Annotated in this window: 21 protein-coding genes; 5 read left to right on the top strand and 16 right to left on the bottom strand. The window is 27.9% G+C overall.

Going from position 1 to position 25,465, the window contains the following annotated elements:
• The first annotated feature begins 66 nt into the window (after positions 1-66).
• The 3 genes from AACT_RS14775 to AACT_RS14765 all read left to right on the top strand — a co-directional run bounded on the left by AACT_RS14775 (position 67) and on the right by AACT_RS14765 (position 2,165).
• Positions 67-471: a hypothetical protein gene (locus AACT_RS14775; RefSeq protein WP_172128186.1), complete on the top strand. Its 405-nt coding sequence runs from the start codon at positions 67-69 to the stop codon at positions 469-471.
• 147 nt (positions 472-618) lie between these two features.
• Positions 619-1,029 (top strand): hypothetical protein, encoded by a 411-nt coding sequence (locus AACT_RS14770; RefSeq protein WP_172128184.1) that lies wholly within the window; start codon positions 619-621, stop codon positions 1,027-1,029.
• The gene (locus AACT_RS14765) at positions 1,026-2,165 is read left to right on the top strand and encodes a tyrosine-type recombinase/integrase (RefSeq protein WP_172128182.1); all 1,140 of its coding nucleotides are present in this window, start codon (positions 1,026-1,028) and stop codon (positions 2,163-2,165) included. Before AACT_RS14770 ends, AACT_RS14765 begins: the two co-directional genes overlap by 4 nt.
• Before the next feature lie 39 nt (positions 2,166-2,204).
• Here the strand turns inward: AACT_RS14765 and AACT_RS14760 are convergent, their stop codons facing one another.
• Genes AACT_RS14760 through AACT_RS14735 form a run of 6 tightly spaced genes read right to left on the bottom strand, consistent with a single transcriptional unit; the run spans position 2,205 to position 8,953 of the window.
• Positions 2,205-2,468 carry a hypothetical protein gene (locus AACT_RS14760; protein WP_172128180.1) on the bottom strand — a complete coding sequence of 88 codons (264 nt, stop codon included), beginning with the start codon at positions 2,466-2,468 and terminating at the stop codon, positions 2,205-2,207.
• Between the two features lie 10 nt (positions 2,469-2,478).
• Positions 2,479-3,267 (bottom strand): 5'/3'-nucleotidase SurE, encoded by a 789-nt coding sequence (gene surE, locus AACT_RS14755; RefSeq protein ID WP_172128178.1) that lies wholly within the window; start codon positions 3,265-3,267, stop codon positions 2,479-2,481.
• Complete coding sequence (dnaE, locus tag AACT_RS14750; RefSeq protein WP_172128176.1) at positions 3,264-6,809, bottom strand: DNA polymerase III subunit alpha; 3,546 nt, start codon at positions 6,807-6,809, stop codon at positions 3,264-3,266. Before dnaE ends, surE begins: the two co-directional genes overlap by 4 nt.
• Positions 6,810-6,834: 25 nt before the next feature.
• Positions 6,835-7,617 (bottom strand): patatin-like phospholipase family protein, encoded by a 783-nt coding sequence (locus AACT_RS14745; protein ID WP_172128174.1) that lies wholly within the window; start codon positions 7,615-7,617, stop codon positions 6,835-6,837.
• A complete protein-coding gene (locus tag AACT_RS14740) occupies positions 7,583-8,350 on the bottom strand; it encodes a UDP-2,3-diacylglucosamine diphosphatase (protein WP_172128172.1) in 768 nt (255 codons plus the stop codon). Before AACT_RS14740 ends, AACT_RS14745 begins: the two co-directional genes overlap by 35 nt.
• A gap of 51 nt (positions 8,351-8,401) precedes the next feature.
• Positions 8,402-8,953, bottom strand: coding sequence for a DJ-1 family glyoxalase III (locus AACT_RS14735; protein WP_172128170.1), 552 nt, complete (start codon positions 8,951-8,953; stop codon positions 8,402-8,404).
• A 161-nt stretch (positions 8,954-9,114) separates the two neighbouring features.
• Here AACT_RS14735 and AACT_RS14730 point away from each other — a divergent pair, with 161 nt between their 5' ends.
• Both AACT_RS14730 and AACT_RS14725 read left to right on the top strand, forming a co-directional pair.
• Positions 9,115-9,756: a FlgO family outer membrane protein gene (locus AACT_RS14730; protein ID WP_172128168.1), complete on the top strand. Its 642-nt coding sequence runs from the start codon at positions 9,115-9,117 to the stop codon at positions 9,754-9,756.
• Positions 9,756-10,352: a FlgO family outer membrane protein gene (locus tag AACT_RS14725; RefSeq protein WP_172128166.1), complete on the top strand. Its 597-nt coding sequence runs from the start codon at positions 9,756-9,758 to the stop codon at positions 10,350-10,352. Before AACT_RS14730 ends, AACT_RS14725 begins: the two co-directional genes overlap by 1 nt.
• Here the strand turns inward: AACT_RS14725 and recJ are convergent.
• From recJ to mnmG, 10 genes are all read right to left on the bottom strand, one after another.
• Positions 10,347-11,912, bottom strand: a complete 1,566-nt coding sequence (gene recJ, locus AACT_RS14720) for a single-stranded-DNA-specific exonuclease RecJ (RefSeq protein WP_172128164.1) — start codon at positions 11,910-11,912, stop codon at positions 10,347-10,349. The two genes, AACT_RS14725 and recJ, sit on opposite strands and share 6 nt — an antisense overlap.
• Entirely contained in the window at positions 11,912-13,528 is a 1,617-nt protein-coding gene (gene pyrG / locus AACT_RS14715) for a CTP synthase (RefSeq protein ID WP_172128162.1), read from the bottom strand. The genes recJ and pyrG overlap by 1 nt, the downstream gene beginning before the upstream one ends.
• A 120-nt stretch (positions 13,529-13,648) precedes the next feature.
• Positions 13,649-15,031 (bottom strand): cytochrome c oxidase accessory protein CcoG, encoded by a 1,383-nt coding sequence (gene ccoG / locus AACT_RS14710; protein ID WP_172128160.1) that lies wholly within the window; start codon positions 15,029-15,031, stop codon positions 13,649-13,651.
• 105 nt (positions 15,032-15,136) lie between these two features.
• Positions 15,137-15,970 (bottom strand): hypothetical protein, encoded by an 834-nt coding sequence (locus AACT_RS14705; protein ID WP_172128158.1) that lies wholly within the window; start codon positions 15,968-15,970, stop codon positions 15,137-15,139.
• Positions 15,971-16,105: 135 nt separating this feature from the next.
• Positions 16,106-17,380: a diguanylate cyclase domain-containing protein gene (locus tag AACT_RS14700; RefSeq protein WP_172128156.1), complete on the bottom strand. Its 1,275-nt coding sequence runs from the start codon at positions 17,378-17,380 to the stop codon at positions 16,106-16,108.
• On the bottom strand, positions 17,377-20,214 hold the full coding sequence (locus tag AACT_RS14695; protein WP_172128154.1) for a PAS domain-containing hybrid sensor histidine kinase/response regulator: 2,838 nt from the start codon (positions 20,212-20,214) through the stop codon (positions 17,377-17,379). The genes AACT_RS14700 and AACT_RS14695 overlap by 4 nt, the downstream gene beginning before the upstream one ends.
• Positions 20,215-20,516: 302 nt before the next feature.
• Positions 20,517-22,097: a CHASE domain-containing protein gene (locus AACT_RS14690; RefSeq protein ID WP_172128152.1), complete on the bottom strand. Its 1,581-nt coding sequence runs from the start codon at positions 22,095-22,097 to the stop codon at positions 20,517-20,519.
• A gap of 111 nt (positions 22,098-22,208) precedes the next feature.
• Positions 22,209-22,712: a hypothetical protein gene (locus tag AACT_RS14685; RefSeq protein ID WP_172124437.1), complete on the bottom strand. Its 504-nt coding sequence runs from the start codon at positions 22,710-22,712 to the stop codon at positions 22,209-22,211.
• 165 nt (positions 22,713-22,877) lie between these two features.
• The gene (locus AACT_RS14680; RefSeq protein ID WP_172128150.1) at positions 22,878-23,381 is read right to left on the bottom strand and encodes a transposase family protein; all 504 of its coding nucleotides are present in this window, start codon (positions 23,379-23,381) and stop codon (positions 22,878-22,880) included.
• Between the two features lie 127 nt (positions 23,382-23,508).
• Complete coding sequence (mnmG, locus tag AACT_RS14675; protein ID WP_172128148.1) at positions 23,509-25,380, bottom strand: tRNA uridine-5-carboxymethylaminomethyl(34) synthesis enzyme MnmG; 1,872 nt, start codon at positions 25,378-25,380, stop codon at positions 23,509-23,511.
• Positions 25,381-25,465 lie beyond the last annotated feature (85 nt).

Raw genomic sequence — 25,465 nt, 5'->3', positions numbered from 1 at the left:
TGTACGAATCAACTTCGGCTGAGTGTCCGGATGTTAATCGGCTGGCTGTCCGAATGTGGTCGGCGTATGCAATTTAATAAAGACATTATCTTTATTAAGAACATATATTTTGATATTAGTGAATATTTTAGTCATAGCTTGAAATCAGAAAATGAGGAATTTGAATACCTGCTTTTATCAGATATAAAATATTCACAAAGGGATAATCTAAATGTTTTTTTAAAGAAATCAATTCAAAAAATAGGAAGAGATAATAAAAAAAATGAACATCTAGCTAAAAATAAAGTTTGGAAGTTTGGACGACCAAAAAATAAAAAAGGAGTAAGTCAATTTGATAGAGATAAAGAAATAATAAGATATAGATTAAATTGTGGAAAAGCACCGAATGAAATATTAAAAGACTTAGGCTATGGCAGTATTTCAGCATTAAGACATTTTATAAAATCTAGATATAAAAAAGAATACATTTAATTTTATACTTTTATAGTTACAATTTATCATAAGGAGTCTATTTTATAATCTTTATAGAATAATTATTTATAACTTTAGACTCTTAAATATTAGTATATTTTCAATTATTCTGAAATGAAATTAATAAATACTTAAAAAGGAGTCAACGTGACTGAACAAATTAAGTATTTAGAAAAAAGTATTTCATCTTCTGGTATGGCTAGTAAGATGTATTTAGAAGAAATTATGATGCAAGTATTGGAAGAAATTAGAAGTTTAAATTCTTCTATTAACCTTTACACTCCAGATTTAACAACTCAAAATGGTGTGATTCATTTTTTAGAAATCACAAAAACTACATTTAATACATATATTAAGAATAATATATTTGAAGAAGGTATTCATTACTATAATGAAAAAAACTGCAAGGTATTCTTTGCTGATGAAATTATAAAATTTAAACAATCAGGACAAGTTGGAAGAAAAAGAAAAGATACAAATAAGGATACTTTAGAAGGTCTAAAACAAAGATTAGATATATTTAACGGGTCTAGAAGTGCCGAGGAAGGTATTTTATGAGTGTTAAGATAAGAACAAAAAAAGATAGTGATATTTTATATTTAGATATTCATTATGGAAATGGAAGAAGAATAAGACGTTCTATGGGATTAAAAGATAATTCTAAAAATAGGAAATTATTAGAAAAAAATATTATCCCAGATATAGAAAAAAAGATAAATGAAGGAACATTTGACCCAAACAAAAGAGAAAAAAAAGTTTTTCTTTTGGGAGAATATGCATTGATATGTTTTGAGCGTCATAATAACGATAGAAGAGAACATGTATCAAAAAGAAATTTAATGAATTTCAATAAACATATTCTCCCATATTTTGGGAAAAGAAGATTAGATAGTATTAAATCTATGGAATTACTTGATTGGCAAAATGATAAATTGAAATCATATAAAGAATCAAGTGTAAAAAAATTTAGAGCAATATTCAATCAAATCTTAAGAGATGCATTGTTTGAGGAATTAATTGAGAAAAATCCTTTTGCTCAAGTATTAAAGCCAAAAAAACAAAAGAAGCTTGAAACATCATCAAAAATTAATCCATTTTCGTTGGATGAGGTAAATGATTTAATAAGTAAAGCAGATGGCTATTTGAAAAATTTCATTGCAATATCAGCATTTACAGGAATGAGACCTGGTGAATTATTAGCTTTAAGATGGGATGATATAGATTTTGAAAATGAAACTATTTCAATAAATAAGACAAGAATTCTTGGAAGTGATGGATTACCAAAAACAAGAGCATCAAGAAGAGAAATTGAAATACTTCCAATTGTAAAAAAATACTTTCTACAGCAATATTCTCTTACAAAAGATAATGTTGCTAATCAAGTATTTTGTAGTTCTAACAATAAACCATTTTACAGTCATGATAATATTGCATCAAGGTTTAAAAAATTGTTATCAAAAGATGATAATAGATATTTGTATCAGTTAAGACATACTTTTGCATCAATGATGATAAATGAAGGGGAAGATATTTCTTGGGTTTCACAAATGATGGGACATGAAAATGTTGATATTACACTGAGAACTTATACACATTTTTATAAGTTATCAGAGAATAAAAAGGATAGGAAAAAGCGTGCATTATTCCTAGAAAACGTCTCTGTTTCGTCTCTATCGGATATAGATGTTGCCTAAAGTAGCGTAAACAAGGAGTTTTAGTCGAAAACAAGTATCTTATTCGTAAGATACTAACTCTTGTTTCATTTTTTCTTGATTTAATTTTTTACAAGCTACTTTATAGTGTTTTTTAATTTGTTCTTCGTCTTCTTTTACAAGAGTTTTAATTTCTTCAATTGATTTACCTTCTTCAAAAGCCACAAATACTTTGTACTCTTTTTTAGTAAATTTTCTTTTTAAAATTTCTTGTAATTGTTCATCTGATCTTAACGATCCAACAAGTTTATCAATATGTTTTAATAATGATTGTGTAAAATTCATTTTTTCCCTTTTATTTTTTTAGCCATGATTCAATGGCTTGAATATCGTTGTAAGAAGTTAAATCAAGCATAATAGGTGTAACTGATACATAATTAGCTTTTATTGCTTCAAAGTCGCAATCTTTTTTTTCTGATGGTTTCCAGATTAATGGATGTAATCCAATCCAATAATACTCTTCACCTCTTGGATTTAAATGTCTATGGGTATCATTACCATATTCTCTATATCCAACTTTAGTAACTTTTATTCCATTACACTCATCAGCTTTTATTGGTGGAATATTAACATTTAAAAACTTTCTTTCATCTAATGGAAAGGAATTATCCAATATTTTACTTGCAAGTTCAACAATAACTTTTTTTGCTAACTCAAAATCCCATCCATTTTTTATATCTTCACACTTATCATTACATACTTGAGAGATTGCAATTGCTGGAACTTTATGAATTACAGCTTCCATTGCACCTGCTGCTGTTCCACTATATGTTATATCTTCTCCCATATTTGCACCAATATTTATACCACTTATTACAAGGTCTGGTTTGTAACCTTCTTTAAATAGATTACTAAGAGAAATGAAAATACAATCAGTTGGACTAGCATCATCTATTTTATAATAATCATCTTCTACACAAATCATTCTTAGTGGTTTATCCAAAGTTAATGAGTGACCACAAGCTGATTTATTTCTTGCCGGTGCTACAACAGTTATTTTTGCTATTGGTAATAATGCTTCTATTAAAGCTTTTAATCCAACCGCATCAAAACCATCATCATTTGTTAATAGGATGTGTTTCATGCTACTACATATACTCCTTCTATTTGTTGAATTAAATTTTCAACTTGAGATGTAACTTTAAAACCAGTTTCTAACTCTAAGTCTGCAAGTTTTGATTTTATCAAAAGTTTTAACTCTCTTTTCCCTTGATTATTTGCAACTATATCAAATAGTTTATACATAGTGCTTTCATCATTTGTAAAAGGAAGTGCTATTGTTAATGGTGGCTCTTGGACTTCTTTTTGTTTGGTTTTTACTTTTTCTTTTTGTGCATCTAAGATTGTTTCTATTTTTAAGATATTCATTCTTGTGAAGTTATCATCTTTTGAAATTCTTACTTTAAAGGCAATTGGCTCTTCTAAGTTATAGCTCTCTTTTAACTCTTTTAATCTATCTTCAAAAAGCATAAGCTCAATATTTCCATGTAAATCCATGATTGTTGCAATTCCAAACTTATTACCTTTTTTAGATATTTTTTCAGTAATATTTTCTATTTTCCCAACAAAAATTGCTTGACTACCATCTGCTAGTTCATCAATTTGAGAAGAAAGTGTATAATTTACTTTTTCTAGTTGTTCTCTATATTGATCAAGTGGATGACCAGATACATAAAATCCTAAAGAAGCTTTTTCAAACTCTAATATTTCTTTTGCATTATATTCAGGAAGATGCTCTAACTCTATATCTATTTTTGTAAGTTCATCACAATCTCCAAATAAAGAACCTGTAGCCATTTTTTTTGCCTGTGCTGCTTTTCCTACTGTTTCAACAATCTTTTCTATTTGTTCAAGTAATGCGTGACGTGAATAACCAAAACTATCAAAGGCTCCTGCTTTCGTAAGTGATTCTATTACTCTTTTATTTACTTTACTTCCATCAATTCTTGAAATAAAATCTGCTAAATCAGTAAATAATCCACCTTCATCTCTTGCTTTTAAAATAGATTTAATTGCAACATCTCCAGCACCTTTAATAGCACCCATTCCAAACATTACAACTTCTTCACCATCAATTTTTTTAGCTGAGAATACTAAATCTGATTTATTAATATCAGGTGGAAATAAATCAAGTCCTAGTCTTTTTACTTCATCCACATATTTAACAACTTTATCTGTGTTATCTTTCTCAAGTGTAAGTAAAGCTGCCATAAATTCTGATGGATAATATTTTTTTAAATACGAAGTATAAAATGTTACAAGTGCATAAGCTGCTGAGTGAGATTTATTAAATCCATATCCAGCAAATTTTACGATAAGATCGAAAAGTTCTTCACAGTGAGGTTTTTGATAACCTTTTTTTACTCCACCAACTGCGAATTCTCCTTTTAATCTATCCATCTCTTCTTTAATCTTTTTACCCATAGCTCGTCTAACTAAATCGGCACCTCCAAGGCTAAATCCACCGATAGTCTGTACGATTTGCATTACTTGCTCTTGGTAAACGATAACTCCATAAGTTGTTTCAAGAATTGGTCTTAAAGGCGCATCAAATTCATCGTAGAAGTAGTTAATCTCTGCTCGACCGTGTTTTCTATCAATAAAGTCATCAAGCATTCCTGATTCCATTGGACCTGGTCTATAAAGTGCAAGAACGGCGATAATATCCTCAAAATTTGAAGGTTTCAATCTTTTACATAAATCTTGCATACCATCTGACTCTATTTGGAATAGTCCAATTGTATTTCCAGTTTGAATAAGGTCATAGACACCTTTATCATTTACATCTGTGGTAATGAAATCAACTCTTTTTCCATGACGTTGTTCTATTAGTTTATTTGCTTCTTCAATAACTGTTAGGGTCTTAAGACCCAAGAAGTCGAATTTAATTAAATCCACATCCTCAACGTATTTACCATTATATTGAGTTGCTAGCGTATCAAGTCCTGAGGGTTTAAAAAGGGGTGTTTTTTTCCATAAAGGCTCATTTGAAATAACAACACCTGCTGCGTGTGTTCCTGCATTTCTATTTAATCCTTCAAGCGCTAAAGCATATTCCCAAACTCTTGCTGCTTGTGGGTCTGCATCACAAAGTTCTTTTATTTTTGGTTCTTTTTCATATGAGTTTGTAAGATTTATTCCTAATTCATCAGGAATTAGTTTTGCCATAGCATCTGCTCTTGCATATGGCATATCAAGAACTCTTGCAACGTCTCTAATTACCCCTTTTGCTAAGAGTTTACCAAAGGTAATAATTTGAGCAACGTTGGCTCGACCATATTGTTGAACAACATAATCAATAATTTCCCCACGTCTTGCTTGGCAAAAGTCCATATCAATATCGGGCATTGATATTCTTTCTGGATTTAGAAATCTCTCAAAAAGTAAACCGTAAGGAATTGGGTCAATATCTGTGATCTTTAAAGAAAAGGCAACTAAACTTCCAGCCGCTGATCCTCGTCCAGGACCCACTGGAATTCCCATTTGTTTAGCAACTATTACGAAATCCCAAACAATAAGCATATATCCTGGGAATCGCATATTATTAATAATTTCAATTTCAACCTCAAGTCTATCTTTATATTCTTGATGTCTTTCTTCTGGAACAATTTTTAATCTATCTTCTAATCCTATTCGACATTCGTGAATAAATAAAACTTTATCATTTTCAAGAGAATACTCAAGCTCTGGCTCTGGTAGTGTTAAATTTAAATCTTCAGCTTTTTGTCTTGTAAATTTAAAATTGGGAGGAGTAGGGTTTCCTAGTTTTATTTCTAAATTACATTTATCAGCAATCTCTTGAGTTGCTTCAATGGCTTCAGGAATATCTGCATATAATTTTGCAATTTGTTCTGGTGATTTTAAGTAAAATTCATGAACACTATGTCTTAATCTATTTGGATCATCATAAAGTTTATTCATCGCAATACACATAAAAGCCTCATGTGCGTCAGCATCTTTTTGTTCTAAATAGTGAGTATCATTTGTAGCAACTACTTTTATTCCTGTTTCTCTTGAGATTCGTAAGATTTGATCATCAACAAAATGCTGGTCACCAATTCCATGTCTCATTATTTCTAAATAAAAATCATCTTCAAAGATTTCTTTATATTCAAGTGCGACAGCTTTTGCACCCTCATATCCTTTTGCACCATTTTTTACGTTTCTTTCATTTTGTGTGTTTAAATGCCAGTTAACTTCACCTTGTAAACAGGCAGCACTACAAACTAGGCCTTCAGAATTTTCTCTTAAAAGTTGTTTATTAATTCGAGGGTAATAATAAAATCCATGCATATAAGCTTGTGAACTTAAAAACATTAAGTTTTTATAACCTATATCATTTTTTGCATATAAACATAAGTGGTATCTTTGTCTAGTTGTTTTATCTCCTAGGTCTTCACTATTATGAATATATGCTTCCATTCCAATAATTGGTTTTATACCTTCTGCTCTCATTGCATTATAAAAATCAATAGCTCCAAACATATTTCCATGGTCAGTCATAGCAACGCTAGTCATTCCCATTTTTTTTATTTTTTTTGCTAGGGGTTTAATTTTATTTGCACCATCAAGTAGTGAATATTCTGTATGTAAGTGTAGATGGGTAAATTGTGGTGTTTGTGACATAATATAAATCTTTTTGTATTTTTATTTATAGTATATCTAAAAAATGATTTTGAGCCTCTTTAATACCTAAGTTAAAACACTGTTCTAATTCTTTAAAAGTAAAAAGTGAAAAATTTCTAATATGTTTACTCCCTAAATAATAATTAGTATTTTCGAGTGAATGTTTGTGGTTTTCATGTAATTGTTTAAATAAAGATTTTTTTATATTTCTTAATGGATTGAAGTTTTTTGTTTTGATTTCATTGTCTTTAGCGAATAAATCAATGGCATAAATATCATAATTTTTATCAAGTAGTGGACGAATAGGAATGTTATCAAATAATCCACCATCAATTAAATTCATACCTTCATAAGCAATAGGCTTAAATAAAGGTACTAATGCACTTGATGCTAAACATAGGGTAACTGTATCTCCAGAATTGAAATAATGCAACTCTTTTTTCTTTAAATCATAAGCATTTACCCAAATAGGTTTTGGAATATCTTCTAGTTTTTCAATTGGAAGAAGCTCTTTTATGATTTTATTGGAAGAATCTATTTTTAATAAACCATTTCTAAAGTAGTTAAATTTCAAAGCTTGTCTTACATCTTTAGATGAGAATATTTTTAGTTGTTCTTTTGCACTTATTCCACTTGCATGGGAAGCTGATATTATAGCTCCAATAGATGATCCACTATAAGCTTTTATCTCTATTTTATATTCTTCGCAAAAGTCAAGTATTCCTAAATGAAAAGCACCACGTGCTGCTCCTCCACTTAAGGCTAATGCTAGATTATTCGTTGGAATTCTTTTTACTTGAGTTATCATTTTCTAACCAATTTATTATTTTAAATTCACCTTCATATGTTTCCACAATTGCAGTACAAGATTCAACCCAATCTCCACAATTTAGATATTCAATATCTTCAATATCTCTAATTTCTGCTTTGTGAATATGTCCACAAATAATACCATCATATCCTTTGTTTTTTGCATGGGTGGATAAAACAGCTTCAAAATCACTAATAAATGAAACAGATGATTTTACATTGTCTTTTACATATTTTGAAAGTGACCAGTACTTTTTTATACCGATTCTTTTTCTAAGAAAATTTAAAACAACGTTTAAGTGTAGAAGTAGATCATATCCATAATCACCCAAAATTGCTAACCATTTTTTTGTCATGGTAATTGAATCAAAAAAATCTCCATGGGTTATATAATATTTCTTTTTATTTATAGCTACATATTCAAGTTCATTTGCAATACTTACAGAATCTCCTAATAATAAAGGAACAAAAGGTCTTAGAAATTCATCATGGTTCCCTGTAATAAACGTTACTTTTGTTCCTTTTTTAGCTTTTTTTAGAATTTTTTGAATAACATCTGAATGTTCTTGCGGCCAAATCAATTTTCTTTTTATAGCCCAGCCATCAATGATGTCTCCTACTAAAATTAATTGATCTGATTCATTATGTTTTAAAAAATTTAAAAGAACTTTAGCCTTTGAAAAGCGTGTTCCTAGATGTATATCTGATATAAAAATGCTTTTGTATTTCATAAGGGCATTTTAAATCCTTTTGATTACAATTGAATAACAAAAATTTATTTATTAATAATCAGCCATTAATAAACCATTTTTAACTTCAGTTGATGTTTCTTCACCACAAAGAATACTTACTATTTCAAGAGCAAATATCATAGCAGTTGCAGGACCTCTTGAAGTAATTACCTTATTATCAATTACAACAGCATCATCTTCGTGGTAACCATTTAGTTTTATTTTTTGCTCAAAACTTGGATAACAAGTGAAATTTTCATTTAAAACACCTGCTTTATGAAGAGCAAATGGTGCTGCACAAATTGCTCCAATGTTTTTATTTTTTTCTTTAAACTCTTTTAATAATGATTGAACTTTTTCATTTTCTGCAAGAGTAAAAGCATTTGGCAAACCACCTGGTAAAACAATCATATCAAAATCATCAGAATTTATATCTTCAATTTTACAAGCAGCTTCTATTTTCACATTATGCGCACCTATTGTTTGTAAGTTTTCAACAGCTGCTATAGTAACTTCTATATTTGCACGTCTACATACATCAATAATTGAAATTGTTTCAATTTCTTCAAATCCATTTGAAATTGGTATTATAATTTTTGCCATAATTTCTCCTATAATTTTTAAATGATTTTATATTATCTTACTTTAAAATAATATTCTAAATAATATAAGATATAATAATAAAATTAAAGTAGTAAACAATCATTCAAGAGTATCTAAGCTAACTTTAAATAAAATTTAAAGAATTATGAAAAGGGGTTTTAATGTTTAAAAGTGTTCTAAAGTCAAGTATTTTGGCTAGCTCTTTATTGTTAACTGTAGGATGTGCACACAAAAGTAATGATGCTCTTTCTCAAGAAAATGATAGAGTTCAAACTACAAAACAACATTTGGAAGTTGCAGCTGATAATCAAAAATATGTAACTACTCAAAATACACTAGATGCTACTATCTCATCGCTAGCAGCACAAATGATGCAAAATAAGAAAATGGATACAAATAAACCTGTTCTTATTACTTCATTTGTAAGACTTGATCAATTCAAAAAAACAACTGAATTTGGAAGAGTTATAAGCGAAAGTTTAATAAATGAACTTTCAAATAGAGGGTTTAATATTATTGAATTTAGAGGTCAAATGGCTGTTTCAATAAATGAAGAAGGTGAATATTTTATTTCAAGAAAACCCTATGAAATCAAAGGTAGTATCCCAAATACATATGTAGTTGTTGGAACTTACTCAAGACAAGCTGGTAGAATTATGTTAAATGCAAGAGTTATTGATAATATTACTGGAAAAATCATAACAAGTGCTAGATCTACTTACGCACATGGTGTTGCAAATGATTGTATGATGTTTGGAGATTGTGCCCCCGCTAGAACGATTAATATAGTAAAAGAAAGATAATGTCATTATCTTTTTTAAGAGTTTTGAAATTAGTTATAATTTCATCACTCTTTTCACTTCTTTTCACTTCGTGTGCTTATAAAAATCCAATAAACGGAAGTAATAATTTTCACTCTTTAGTTTCAAAATTAGTTGATGATTCTGCTAATAAAATAAAAAAGAATTTACAAGCTGATGATGTTGTTTTAGTTTCTGATTTTGTGAATTTAGATAAATTAAAAAATAAATCACAACTTGGATTTTTATTATCAAGTATGTTAAAAGATAGTTTAGTTTCTTTAAATATAATTGTTAGAGAAGTTGAATTTGGAAAAGAGTTTGAATTTGGTAAATCAGGTTTTAATTTATTAACTAGAGAAAAAGATAGAATACTCTCTGATAAAGTTAAATCACGATATGCAGTTGTTGGAACATATTCAATTACAAGTAGAAGTTTAAATGTTTTTATTAAACTAATAGATATAAATACAGGATATATCTTATCTTCTTCATATGCAAGAACTGATATTGATGATGAGATTTTAGGACTTGAAGGAAATAGTGAAGGTGGAAGTACTAAAAAAGCTCCAGCTTCAAGACCTTTTTTAGTTTTATAAAATATCTTGAATTAAAAATTGAGGGGTAACTACTCCTCTAAACTCATTTTTACTTATTGATACAATTAAATCTAAATTTTGCGGAATATTGGTATTTGAGTCATTAAATTTTAAAGCTTCAAATATTACACCTTCACAGTTTAGTGTTAATTTTAAGTGATTTTTATCTTTTCCCAATAAATCATATTTTACTAAAGTTGCATTTGATATTTTAAAAATTGGTCTATGGTTTTCTAATCCATATGGTTCAAATTGTTCTATTATAGAGATAAAATCTAAATCTACAGAAGAAACATCAAGTTCTCCAAGTGTAATAGGTTCTATATGTAAATCATCTTTTGAGCTTTCTAATTCTTCATTTATAATAGTTTTAAACTCTTCAAGATTTGAAGCATCTAATGATAATCCAGCTGCATTCTTATGTCCCCCATAACCTAATAACAAATGCTTTGCTTTTGTAATAACATCATATAAATTGATGTTAGCATTAGCTCTTGCACTTCCTTTTGCAATTCCATTATGAATAGAAAAAATAAAAGCTGGTTTTTTATGTGCGTTTGATAGTTTTGAAGCAACTATTCCAATAACACCTTCATGCCAATTTTCACCCCAAACAATAACAGCATTATCATTTTTATCAGTTTTTGAATCAGCTTTTCTTGAAATCTCTTCTTGTAAGGTTTTTCTATAGTTATTTAGTTCATCTAATAAAGATAAAGTTTCATTTGCATTAAATGCATTTTCAGATAATAAAAAAGATAAAGCAACACTAGCATCATCCATTCTTCCTGCACTATTAAGTTTTGGAGCTATGAAAAAACCTATATCATCTGATACTAGGAACTCTTTTGACATAACTTCATTTAGCCTTTTAAAGGCTTCCCTTGAAGAGGTTTTGATTTTTTTTAAACCTTGTTTTACTAAGGTATAATTTAAAGCAGTCATTGGCACTATATCTGCAATTATTGCAACACAAAGTAAATCTAAAAACTTAGTCATATTTATATCTAAGTTTAACTCTTTTTTTATAGCTGCACATAAATACCAAGCAACTTGCGCTCCGCAAATATCTTTAAATTCAAAGTTGCAGTCATGTTGTTTTGGATTTATAATAGCAAGTGCAAGAGGTATTTGAGTCCCTACTGTGTGATGATCTGTAATGATTAAATCAATATTTTTTTCTTTTAGTTTTACAGATGCCTCATATGCTGAAATCCCATTATCAACAGTTATTACTAAACCATCATCTATTAAATCAACTATTTTTACAGAAAGACCATATCCATGTTCAAAACGATTTGGAATAATATGATTTACTTTTACGCCAATTGTATTAAAAAAATCTAGCATAATAGTAGTTGATACAACACCATCTACGTCATAGTCACCTACAATTGTAATAGTTTCTTTTTCTAAAATGGCTTTTTTAATTCTTTTAGTTGCAATGTGGATATCTTTAAAGTTATCAGGAGAAGGAATATCAGCAAGTTTTGAATAAGGATTATTCAAATGTCTTGCTGAAAGTAGTTCAAAAAGTCTATTCTTTGTTATTTTAGACATTATTTATTTTTAACTGCTTGTTTTACGAACTCTAAAATAATTGGATTTGGTGTTTCTAAATGAGAAGTAAATTCAGGATGGAATTGAACGCCTACAAACCAAGGATGATCTTTTAATTCAACAGCTTCAATTAAACCATTTGATTGACCTGAAATTATCATTCCTGCTTTCTCTAATGCTTCTTTATATGCAGGATTTGCTTCATATCTATGTCTATGTCTTTCAAAATAAACATCATTATTTCCATAAGCTTTTTGAAGATGTGTACCTTTTAATGGCTCAAATGGATATTCTCCAAGTCTCATTGTTCCACCCATTGGTGATTCATGTGTTCTTAGTTGAGTATCTCCATTTTGGTCCATAAATTGATCAATTAAATAAATCAATGGGTTTTTAGTATTAGGATCAAATTCAATAGAGTTTGCATCTTCAAGTTCAAGAACATTTCTTGCAAATTCAATAATTGCTAGTTGCATACCTAAACAAATTCCAAGATAAGGAACTTTGTTTTCTCTTGCATATTTAATAGCTGCTAGTTTTCCTTCAACACCTCTGTGTCCAAATCCACCTGCAACTAATATAGCATCAGAGTTTCCAATAATTTCATAAGCTCCTACATCTTCGATTCTCTCACTATCACACCAGTGGATATTTACTTTTGTATTTAAGTGTGCGCCTGCGTGAATTAATGCTTCAATAAGTGATTTATATGATTCTTTTAAATCTAGATATTTCCCAACAAATGCAATTGTTACTTCAGATTGAGGAACTAAAATGTTTTTAACTAAAGTATCCCATTTTTCCATATTTGGTTTAATTTTGATATTAAAATGCTCTGATAATGGAGTTAAAATACCTTCTTTAATGAATTGTAAAGGAACTTGATAAATAGATTGTGCATCACCTGCTTCAATAACTGCATTTCTATCAATATCACAAGCAAGTGCAAGTTTATCTTTTAAAATTTTTGGTAATTCTCTTTCTGTTCTACAAACTAACATATGAGGAGTAATACCAATTCTTCTTAGTTCTTGAACTGAATGTTGAGTTGGTTTTGTTTTAAGTTCACCTGCTGCTCTAATATAAGGCACTAAACTTAAATGAATGTTCATAGTGTTTGTTTTTGGAAGTTCATGTCTTATTGATCTAATTGCTTCCATAAATGGTAAACCTTCAATGTCTCCTACTGTTCCACCAAGTTCAATAATTAGAAAATCATTATCATCTGTTGCTGCATAAATTCTTTCTTTAATTTCATCAACAACATGAGGGATTACTTGAATAGTTTTACCTAAGTAACCACCTTCTCTTTCTCTTTTAATTACACTTTGGTAAACTTGTCCTGTTGTAAAACTATTTTTTTTAGTTAAAGTTTTATCAATAAATCTTTCATAGTTTCCTAAGTCAAGATCTGTTTCAGCTCCATCTGCTGTAACAAAAACTTCACCATGTTCAAGTGGACTCATTGTTCCTGGATCTACATTTAAGTATGGGTCAATTTTAAGCATACTTACTTTGAATCCTGATTGTTTTAAAATAGTTGCAATTGATGCCGAGGTAATCCCTTTACCAAGTGAACTAAGAACTCCACCTGTTACAAATATGAATTTAGTCATTAATAGTACTCCATGAAAATAGTTAATAAATATATATCGCGATTATAGCTAAGCTTTGTTGATAAGTAAGTTAAGTAAGTTTGAATATATGGGAGAAGAAAGCTCTTATCCCATATGAAGTTATTTTAGTTTATCTGCTCTTGGATAGATAAATACTGCTTTTCTAAACACAACAACTTTTTCAGGGTCTTCTTGTGCATAAGCTTTAAGAGTCACTGTAATTGGTGTATCTTTTGATTTATCATTTACTAAAACTTTATCAGTTTCAAGAATTACAACTTTTTTTGCAAGTTTACCTGGACTTAAAGTAAATGGTTCAAATCTTGTAATTTTAATATCTGGGTTATCAGTTATTTCTAAATTATATGTTAAAGGTTTTGACTCTGTATTTTGGAATAATAATACATAATTATTTGCAACAACATTATCTTCTTTTACTTTATATAGTTGAGTAGTTTTATTAATGTTTAATAGCATATACTCTTTTTCTCCACCCATTACAAATAAAAGTGCAACAACAAGTAAAAGTGCAACAGAATACATAATAGTTGATTTTCTTAGCATTTTAGTTGGAATATCATTTTTAATTGCATTTGTACTTGACCATTGAACAAGGGATGGTTTGCCAAGTTTTCCCATAACTGTAGTACATGCATCAACACATTCTAGACAGTTAATACACTCAAGTTGTAAACCTTTTCTAATATCAATATGAGTAGGACAAACAGTTACACATGCTTCACATGTAGTACATTCATTTGTATCTAGTGGTAAGTCTTTTGCTTTAAAAATTATTTTTTCTTTATTATCATTGTAAATATCTCCGCCTCTATTTGTTGAATAAATAGCTTGGAATGTATCATTGTCATATAAAACTGATTGAACTCTTGAATAAGGGCAAATATAAATGCAGAAATCTTCTTTTAGAAAAATTACATCATAAACTAAAAATGCAGCAATTGCTAAAACGAATCCAATTAAAAAAAGATGCTCAAGTGGATCTTGTAAATAAGCAAAGAAATCTTCAGGAGGAACGAAATACCATAAAAAATCTGCAGCTGCTATTAATGCTAAGCAAGTCCAAATAAGAATACCAATTACTTTTTTTGTTTTATTTTCAGCTTTACTTAAATCAGGCTCTTTTTGTTTATTTTTAATTCTTCTAAGACCTAATAATTTTGTTTCAATTAAATCTCTATAAATTACCCTAAAAATTGTTTGAGGACAGGCCCATCCACACCAAGCTCTACCTCCAAGTGAAGTAGCTGCAAATATTCCTAAAAATAAAAGCATCAATAAAAATGGCATTAAATATAACTCTTGCATATCAAATGCTGTACCTAAAAGGTGTAATTGTTTTTTATCAAAAGATAATAAAAACATATGGTTCCCATCAATTCTGATAAAAGGTAGAGACAATGCAACAACTGTTGCAATAACATACCCTACGTATCTTTTTAGACGATAAGGAGTTTTACTTAAAAATTCATTTGATTTTGTCATTTATAAAACCTTTGTTTATTTTTTCTAATTTTATATAAACTATCCTTATGATTTGCATAAACAAATATAATCTATACTTATATATTAAAAATAGTTAAAACACTATTATCTGGTTAATTTATTGTATAAATCAATTTTTTCTTTTATTTCTTCTTTAATATTTTCAAGACTAATAATATTAAAATTACTTATTATTGGATACTCATTTATACTAGTATCAAATTTTTCTAATAAATCTTTTAAATCATTCGCTTCAATAACAGGAAGGTTTAATTTTTCAATTAATTTCTCATCATAAATTTTATCTTCTCTTTTAAATAAAACAGGTTTATTTCCACAAGCTAATGACTCAAGAGCTGTTTGGAGTGAAGCTGTTAAAAGATATTTTGAATCTTTTATTGTTTCCACATACTCTTCTTCATCAATTACATTTGCAAAATGCTTATCAAATATTTTTTCATTACCTAAGAAGAAATAATGTCCCATTAAAAGATTAATATCAAATTCTCCTGACTTTTCAACCAAAGCTAAAAAGATATTATAATAATCATCATCTCCAAAGAAAATAGTTTTTTCAAGTTTTGGATTTTCTTGTTTTGTATAAATTGAAGTATCAACAACAATTCCTTCAATTTCACTGTCTATTCCATAAAGTAAAGTACAAAATTCTTTCATATCTTTTTTCATATCATCATTTGCTTCAGGAGTATCATAAATTAAGATATCTCTTTTTTGCATAATATTGTGTAAATTTCTTACAACATCAATATTCACATATCTTCTAACACCTAATAAATCTTTTGCAAATGCTCCTGCTCTAAAATCACTAGTACATAAAATTGGGTCAAACTCTTTTAAAAAATTTGCAATCGCAGCACATCTTTTTGTGGCTTCAAGACCAATTGTATGTCCACTTTTTGCGTATAAATAAATTTGCATATAAATCCTCTTTTTTTATTTTTAGATAATATTCAATAAAAATTGATAATAAATTTCACATAGTTGAATATTATTTTAAAAAAGATTATATAACATACTTAATTAAAGCAAATTTTAGATTTAAGTTTAAGTATTTTATTCTTGAGCACAAACTCTATTTCTACCAGATTCTTTTGCTTTATATAATAAATTATCTGCTTTTTTATATATTTCATCTTCTGTTATTTTTTCTTTAGGGCTAATTGATAATAAACCAACTGAAATAGTCACGAAAGAAGAAATAGAATTCTTTTCATGTGGAATTTTCAAATCTTCCACTGCTTTTCTTATGGCATTGGCATAAGTTTTGGATTCTTCTTCTGTTAATTCAGAGAATAAAATCCCAAACTCTTCCCCTCCTAATCTAAAGGCAAAATCTCCAGCTCTTTTACAATAATTATTTAATACTTTTGCAATTTCAAATAAAACACTATCACCTTCTTGATGTCCATAATTATCGTTGTAAAGTTTAAAATTATCCACATCAATCATCATAAATGAGAGTAGTTTTTTATCTCTTTTTGCACGATTAAGTTCATCATGTAATACCTTATTAAAATGACGTCTATTATAAAGATTTGTTAGTTCATCATGTATTGAAATTTCTTCAATTCTTTTTTTATCTGAAATATCATGTCTAATGGAGCTATAACCTATTTTTTTACCATTTTTTCTATCAAACTCTGGATAAATAGTTATTTCAACCCAATAAGATGTACCATCTTTCTTTTTATTTTTAAGTTCACCTTTCCAAACAAGGTCTTGGCTTATTGTTTTCCATAAATCATCATAAATCTCTTTTGGCATATCTTCATGTCTTACAATATTATGAGTTTTAGAAATGAGTTCTTCTTTTGTATATCCACAAACTTTGCAAAAAGCACTAGAAACTTTTGTTATTACACCCTTTAAATCCGTTGTAGAAAAATTTATATTTTGATCCATTATTTCAAGATAATTTGACAATTCATTTACTTTTTCATTAAGAGAATCTTGAAGCATGTATAATTTTAAATGGGTTTCAACTCTTGCTAAAAGTTCTTCTTTTGAAAATGGTTTTGATATATAATCGACAGCTCCATGTTTAAATCCTTCAACAATACTTTGTGCATCACTTTTTGCAGTTAAAAATATAAATGGAATACTTGTTGTTTCTTTAGATGATTTTAATTTAGCTGCAACTTCATAACCATTCATTTGTGGCATATTTATATCAAGTAAAATTAAATTTGGTTTTGCTTTTTCTATCATACCTAACGCCATCATTCCATTGGTTGCTATTCTTATTTCATAAAGATTGTGTAAAATTTCTGCTACAAGGTTAATATTTGCAGGCTCATCATCAACAATTAAAACTACTTTTTTATTCAAGATAATTCTCCTATAATTTTTTCTAGAATGATTTGCGTGTTATCATAATCAAAATTTGATAGATAACTATCTAGTTTTTTTGCTATTTCTTCATTGGTTACTTGTGTAACTTGGTCTAGAATTAAATCTTTTCTATTTTGAGTAATGAAGGCACCTTTTTCAATATCATGGCTTAATTCTTTAATCTCTTTTAATATTTCATCTTTTGAAAAATTGTTAATATTTTCTTTTTTCACAACTTTTGAAGATGCTTTTTCATTTATTGATTCTATAACAATAGTTAAACTCTCTTTTAATTTAGGTAAAAGTGCTATTTTATTTTCTATATTATCACTTGTATAAATTTCACTACTATATTTATATACATCAGTAAGAGATAAGTTCCCACTTAGGCCTTTTAGATTATGCATTAAAGAGTTAAATTCGTCTGATTCTATATTTAAAGAATCAAGTTCATTTAGGATATCTTTTTTATCATTTGCAAAATTCATTAACATTTTGTATGAAAGCTCTTTATTATTATTTAATCTATGAAAAAGGTCTTCCATACTTACTCCATCAATAGAAACTTCTAATTCTTCACTAATGATTTCATTTTCAATATTTGCAACTTCTTTTACACTTGTTTCTAAATATTTAATAAGAACATTTTTTAATTTTTCAATATCAATAGGTTTAGCTAGATGCTCATTCATACCAGCTTCTTGTGTCATTTTTAAATCTTCTTTCATAACAGCTGCACTTGATGCAATAATTGGAATATCTAAATTAAACTTTCTTATTCTTCGACTTGCTTCAAATCCATCCATAATAGGCATTTGCAAATCCATAAAGATAATATCAAAATGCTCTTTTTTTACTTTTTCTACTGCAATTGCTCCATTAATTGCTGTATGAACTTCTAATCCAAAATTTTCTAAGTTTTGTTTTGCTACTAGTTGATTTATTTCATTATCTTCGACTAATAATGCTTTTCCTGTTGCAGAAAGTTTTTCACTAGATTGCTTTTCTTCTAATTTTATATCACTATTATCAACTAAAATATCAAGTAATGAATATGAACTAAAAGGCTTTACTAGAAGTTTACTTATTGGTATTCCTGATTTTTTTGCTGCACTTATTAGCTTATCTTTTTTATTAAATGAGCTTATAATAACAGTTTTTATGTCTTTTTCATGATAAATTGAATCAACATTTTTTGCAAACTTGATTCCATCTTCTTCTGGAAGTTCCCATTCTGTAATGATATAATCAACACTTTTTTGCTCTAAAATTTTTAACGCGGATTCTGCATCATTACAAGAAATAGTTTTTAAAGAGAACATTTCTAATGTTTTCTCGATATTTTGTCTGATTTCTTCATGATTATTTACTAGCAATACTAGTTTATTTTTTAAATCTTGTGATAAAAATTTATAATCTTGTTCTTTATATTCAACAATAGAAGTAAAACTAAAAGTACTTCCCTCATCTTCAATACTTTCTACCGTAATTCCACCACCCATTAGATTTGCTAATTTTTGAGAGATAACCAGTCCTAATCCGCTTCCTCCATATTTTCTAGTATTAGAAGTATCTACTTGAGAAAAATCTTGAAATAATTTATTTTGCTTTTCTTTTGATATACCAATACCTGTATCTTTTATATTGAAGTTTAATTTCATAGTATTATTATTTATCTCTTCTAGTTTTACATTTATATTAACATACCCTTGAGATGTGAATTTAAGTGCATTTCCTACTAAATTAATAAGAATTTGATTGATTCTAAAAGGGTCTCCTATTAAGTTGTTATGAATAGCAGGATCAATAGTACAATCTAAATCAATACCTTTATTTTGAGCTTCATATATAAATAAGTTAGAAACTTGATGTAGCATTTTGTCCAATTCAAATGCAATATGTTCTAATTCAATTTTATTAGCTTCAATTTTTGAATAATCTAGTATGTCATTGATTACATGTAATAACGCTTCCGATGATACAATTGATTTTGTAAGATAATTTTTTTGGATATCTGTTAATTGTGTTTCTAATAAAAGATTAGTAAGACCAATAATACCATTTAGTGGTGTTCTGATTTCATGTGACATATTTGCAAGAAATTCACTTTTTGCTTTTGAAGCATTTTCTGCTTGTTCTTTTGCTTTGATTAAATTTTCTTCTAACTCTTTTTGTTCTGTTATATCTATAATATAACCTATGAAATATATTATATTTCCATTTCTATCTTTTTGAGTTACAGTGTAATCTAATACCCATTTTATTTTATTATCTTTTGTGATTATTCTATATGGTTTGTGTGTAAAGAAATCTTTATTTTCATTTTCTGCATCTTTAACTTCTTCTATTAGAGTTGCTTTGTCATCTTGATGTATACAAGATATATATTTTATTTTTTCTGATGTGAAATCTGTAATACTATAAGCAAGTAGTTTTTCTACACTATTTGAAACATATTCTATATCCCAATGTTCATTATTTTTCCATTTAAATAATACTGAATCACCCTTATCAAATAAAGATAAAAGAGTATTTTGTTCATATAACAAATCTTGTGCTTTTTGTTTTGCTTCTATTAGAATCTTTTCTTTTTCTTTTTGTTTTGTGAGATTATATTTTGTACCATATATTTTATCTGGATTCCCATATATATCATAAGCAACAAAATAATTAACCAAAACTTTAAGTATTTCTCCATCTCTTCTTTTTATGTCATGCTCAATACTCTCTTGATATTCTTTACTTTTTGTTAAGGCTGTTTTTATTTCATTACGTATGATTTCTTGGTCTTCTTGAAGAATAAATCTTTGTAAATATTCTTCTACTGTCATTAAATATCCACCTTCTTTTTCTACATTTGTATTTAAGAAAGTAAAAAATAAATCATTAAACGTAAAAATATTTGTTTTAAGATTTAATTCCCAAAATGCTAAACCTGATATTTGTGCTGATAATTCTAATTGTTTTTGATATTTTTTATATTCTTCTTGGGCAATAACATCATTTGTTACATCAATTCCAACAGTAATTATATATTCAGGTGTGCCATTTGAATCTTTTATTAATTGATTTGACCATTCAAATATTTTTTCTTCACCAGAGCTTGATATCCAAGAATTCTTCTTTTTCTCTGTTAAATTATTTTTTTTGCTTCTTTAATAATGTTTGCAACTTTTTCTCTCATATCTTCTGGAATAAATTTTTTCCAAAAATATGGTTCTGCTGATATCTCTTCTTGAGTATGTCCTACAAATTTTTTTCCATATTCATTGAGTTTTATCATTACACCTTTCATATCAATTAGTGCGATAATAGCATTTGTATTATTTAAAATATTTTCAATAAGTTTTTTCTCAAAAAGCATATCTTTTTCTAAAATCTTTTTCTCAGTAATATCATTTTGAATACCAATATATCTTTTGATATTATTCTTTTCATCTAAAATAGGAGTTACTGATAAACGGTTCCAAAATGTTGTGCCATCTTTTCTATAATTTAAAAGTTCACATTCAAAAGGAATTAGTTTTTTAAGATTTTCTTTTATAAAAACAATAGATTCTATGTCCGTATCTTTACCTTGTAAAAAGTTAGGTTTTTGTCCGTATATTGATTCTCTTTTATAACCAGTTAGTTTTTCAAATGCCTTATTTGCATAAATAATTTCTTTATAGCTGTTTGTAACCATTACTCCTTGGGATACATTTAATAATGCATCATCTTTTAGAACTTCAATTTCACCTTGTCTTTTTACAAGTAATGCTATTAAAAAAGTAATTGCAAAACCTAATAAAGTAAAAATCAATGAATATATATTTTGTTGATTGTCTAAAAATGAATCTTTTGCAGTAATTTCAAATGTCCAAATATGACCATCAAGTTCTACTTGAACAGTTTTATTAAATGTTTTATTTTCTTCTGTTTTGGTATTTGAATTTAGTAAAAGTGAGTTTTCATTTTTTTCTTTTCCATCATACATTTTTATATCAAGCATTTCAAGAGAGTCACCAACTGCTCCATGAATAAAATCTTTTGTACGAAAAACTGCATAAACAAAACCTTCAATAGCTTCATATCTTTGTTCTTTATTTTCTAAAGGATAATTTTTCTTATAGTGAGGCGTATATAATAAAAAACCAGATTGTTCATCTTTTCCATTTTCTTGAACTAATCTTACTTTATTAGATAAGGAAGGTAATCCTAATTCTATAGATCTACTCATGGCATTACGACGATTTTCTTCAGAAAACATATCGTAACCAAACGCTCTTTGGTTTCTTTGATCAAAGGGTTCAAGATAGATTATTGATGTATATAAGTCTCTTTTTCCTTCTGGTTTTATTTTATAATTAGGGAATCCTTCTGCTTGGATGTCTTGCATATTTTTTTCTAATTCATTTTCTCTTAAAACTAAACTATAACCTAATCCTTGAATTCCAGGGAAAAGTTCTTTTAATTGAAGTTTATTTACAAAAATATGCCACTCATCTCTTGAAACATGATGTGAAGCTTCGAAGAAGCTCACTCCACTGTATAGGATTTCTCTATATGTAGCCATTCTATTATTGATTTGTTGGATAACTTTTTTTGTAAGGGAGTTAAATTGAATTTGTTCTTTTTCTAGATTGTTAGTATATGTATGGTAACCAAAGATTAAACTACTTAATATACCAACAAGAAGTATTAATAGATAAATTCTTTTGTAAACATAATTCATATATAACCTTTTGTAGTATTTGATAAATTATTAAATAGCTTTTATTATAGCATTTATAAATAATAATTCACTTTTGGTTAATTTTTAGAGATAAAAAAATACTCCAATCCACTAAAAACAAATTTTTAATAATAATCCTAAAGTAGTATCTAAATCCCATCTGTTTTCTAATAACTGATTTTTGATAGATTTAACTTTATTTAGGTGTAGAATATTTATAACAAAGCTTCTTAATATTGTCATAGTCATTGGATTTATATTTGCAGTATGTAAATCTTCATAAAGTGATTTATCTTTATAAAAGTGCATTGTCTCCACTTTCCAATGATTGAGTTGAAGATTATGGAAAAATTCTGCACTATTTTTAAAGTTTGCAATTGCAAATGATGTTGTTACTATTTCTTTTATCTCACCTGTTTTTTTATTATTTGAGTATATTGTTTTATCAATTTTAATTATAGTTTTTATATGTGTCATTCCATTATGGTAAAAGCAACTATCATTTGTAAAAGTAGACACTTTTCTTTGAACAAGATATTTACTTTCTTGTTTTAACGAAGATATATAGATATCTGTAGGTATTTGTGTATCGGATATTTTAATAGCTTTTTGCAAAAGCTTTTTTTGATTTCCTTTTAATTTAGAATAATACTTATTATCATTTGTCTTTTCAATTTTATCAAGTGTTTTTTTTACTATTCATAGCATCAAAGGTATATATAAAGCTATCATCTAATTCATCAATAAGTTCTCTTAATGCGGGTACTTCATTTGATTTTTCTACAATTTTTTATGAGCTAATATTATTCCACTATTTGCTAATACTGCATTTAGTACTTGTGTTGATTGTTTTGCATTTACACTACTACCATTCATAACTTTACCATCAACAGCTAATTGTGGTAAATTAGAAGTATCAACCAATTCATTTATCCATATTCTAAAAACTTTTTCTAACTCTAGATAATTAACTTCAGCTAAAATCTCTGCAATAGCACTTCTTCCTGGTGTTTTTATAAACTCTACACCTAAAAGTTTTTTAATTTTATCATCTTGAATATGCTTTGTAATCCATACCCATATCTCTTTATAATTAACTGCTCCCATTAATTGTGCAATAACTGACAAAAACAAAATATGTTCCAATTTATGAAGTTTACCTTGACCTTTTCTATGATCTGGTATCTCACCTAATAGTTGCAATAATCTATTTTTAGAAGCTATTTCCTTATAACCTTTTTTAGATCTTTTCTCTGCTAATTTCTCTCTAAATCTATTTGCCATAATATCTCTTTTTTATGCTTATTATAGCTGATTTTATCTATTTACTTAATTAAGAGTTTTTGGTGGATGAGGATAATAAAAAAAGGACATTTAGAATGTCCTTTTTTTAAAATAAGTATTAAAAATATTAGATGTTTTGGTTTCTAATATTTATATTTAAATGAATAATATCAAGTGCAGCAGGTGTAATTCCTGATATCAAACTTGCATTAAATAGTGTTGGAGGTCTATGTTTTTCTAGTTTTTCAATTACTTCATTTGATAATCCAGCTAAACCTTTAAATGAGAAGTTCTCAGGAATAGCTGCTTTTAACATTTTTTTCATTTTTTCAATTTGTTTTTGTTGTTTTTGAATATATCTATAATACTTAGCTTCAATAATAATCTGTTCTTTTAAATAGTCATCAACGTTTGCTAAAGAAGGAACTAATTTATCAAATTTAGGTCCATCAATTGTATTTCTTCCAATTAAATCTATAAGTAAAACTTTATCATTAATTTTTTCTTCACCAATTGATTCAAGTAATTCTAAAGTCTCTTTTTTAGAAGTTAGCCATTCTCCTGCCATAAATTCAATTGCTTCGTCTAAAACTTTTCTTTTATTTTCAACTTTTGCTAAAACTTCATCAGAAATAAGTCCTAATTTATGACCATATTGCGATAATCTTAAATCAGCATTTTCTTCTCTTAAAAGAAGTCTATACTCAGCACGTGATGTGAACATTCTATATGGTTCATTTGTTCCTTTAGTAACTAAATCATCTATTAGAACCCCAATATATGCTTCATCTCGTCTTAAAATAAATGGCTCTTTACCATCAATTGCAAGAGCTGCATTAATCCCTGCCATTAATCCTTGAGACGCTGCTTCTTCATAACCTGTTGTTGCATTTATTTGACCTGCATTATAAAGGTTTTTTATTTTTTTAGTTTCTAATGTATGTTTTAATTCTGTAGGATCTACATAATCATATTCAATAGCATATCCATATCTAATAATTTTAGCATTTTCAAGACCTGCGATTGAATGAATCATATCTTTTTGAACATCAATAGGTAAAGATGTACTTAATCCATTTATATAATATTCACTTCCCATAGCAGTTTGTGGTTCTAAAAATAATTGGTGTCTATCACGTTCTGCAAATCTATTTACTTTATCTTCAATACTTGGACAATATCTTGGTCCTAGTCCTTCAATTTGACCTGTAAAAAGTGGTGCTCTAAAGAAATTAGATGAAATCTTTTCATGAGTTTTTAAATTTGTATATGTGATATAACATGGATACTGAACGGGTGCGAATTTTGATTTATCAGTTCTAAATGAAAATGGACTTGGATTAACATCTCCACCATGCATATCCATTACTGAAAAATCAATAGAGTTTGCATCAATTCTAGCAGGTGTTCCTGTTTTTAATCTTCCAACATTTAATCCTAATTCTTTTAATTGAATTGATAATGTACTTGATGGTAATTCCCAAGCTCGTCCTGCATCATATCTATTTTCACCAATATGAATAAGTCCTCTCATAAAAGTACCTGTAGTAATAATTACCTTATGTGAAGTGAATTCTTCTGTTAGTTTAGTTTTTACACCATAAACTTCATTTCCATTTTTTACTAAAAGAGAAGATACTTCATCTTGATATACTTCTAAATTAGGAGTATTATGACAAACTTTTCTCATATACGCTCTATATTTATCCATATCAATTTGAGCTCTGCTTCCTTGAACTGCTGCACCTTTTGAAGCATTTAGTATTCTAAATTGAATACCTGTTGCATCTGTGCAAAGTCCCATTTCTCCACCAATTGCATCTAGTTCTCGAACTAAATGACCTTTAGCAAGACCACCAACTGCTGGATTACAGCTGGCTGCTCCTATTTGTTCTACTAACATAGTAATTAGAAGGGTCTTTTTACCCATTCTAGCACTTGCTAATGATGCTTCAATACCTGCATGACCACCACCAACAACGATTACATCATAATCCATATTATTCCTTATATATTTTTTTCGTGATTTTATATTTGGGAAATTTCTTAGATAAATGTTTTCTTCCACTTATCTAAGAAATTTA

Source organism: Arcobacter acticola (genome assembly GCF_013177675.1).
Taxonomy (GTDB): domain Bacteria; phylum Campylobacterota; class Campylobacteria; order Campylobacterales; family Arcobacteraceae; genus Aliarcobacter; species Aliarcobacter acticola.
This window is presented reverse-complemented; position numbering and strand designations above follow the sequence as displayed.